This is a genomic window from Acinetobacter sp. UBA3132, from assembly GCF_002364825.1.
Lineage (GTDB): Bacteria > Pseudomonadota > Gammaproteobacteria > Pseudomonadales > Moraxellaceae > Acinetobacter > Acinetobacter schindleri.
In genome coordinates this window covers 985-1,744 of sequence record NZ_DEZM01000159.1, presented here as the reverse complement: position 1 = coordinate 1,744, position 760 = coordinate 985, and the positions used below count along the sequence as shown (strand labels likewise).

1 protein-coding gene is annotated in these 760 nt (G+C 43.3%); it reads right to left on the bottom strand.

All coding sequences use genetic code 11. The features are described from left to right. Positions 1-681 (bottom strand): histidinol dehydrogenase (gene hisD, locus B4033_RS08710; protein ID WP_286833247.1); only part of this gene is annotated, 681 nt, incomplete at its 3' end. Between the last annotated feature and the right edge of the window lie 79 nt (positions 682-760).

Below are 760 nucleotides of genomic sequence, written 5' to 3'. Positions count from 1 at the left end.
TTGACCAAATACCGCACGTTTTGCCGCAGCAACGAAACGGTTACCCGGGCCTGTGATTTTATCTACAGATGGAATGCTTTCTGTACCATAGGCTAATGCTGCAACCGCTTGCGCACCACCAATGGTAAATACACGGGTCACGCCTGCCAAATATGCTGCTGCAAGTACCAATGGATTTAAGTCACCATTTGGCGCAGGTACCACCATAATAATTTCAGGTACACCTGCAACATGGGCAGGTACTGCATTCATCAATACTGAAGATGGATACGATGCCAAACCGCCCGGTACATAAATACCCACACGATCAAGTGATGTGACTTTTTGACCTAAGGTATTACCTAAAGCATCGACATAGGTCCAGCCATCTTGCTTTTGTGCTTGGTGGAATTCACGTACACGGTTGGCAGCGAGTTCTAAAGCTTCACGCACTTCAACTGTTAAACCATCAAAGGCAGCTTTCAATTGTTCTTGAGTCAGTTCCAGATCTGAAAATTGATGCGCTGGATGTCGATCGAACTGCTGAGTAAGTTTAAGAACATGAGCATCACCATGCTGACGCACATCAGCAATGATTTGATCTACGGTTTTTAAAAGTTCAGGATCACTCACTGTTTCAAAAGCTAACAAGTCAGCAAATACCTGCTTGAAGTTTTGATCTTGAGTCGATAAACGTCGCATCAATTTACCCACAAGGTTGATATGGAAAAGATTAGTTTACCTGTTTTAACAGGCTTTGTGGTTATCTATCTACTTTCTT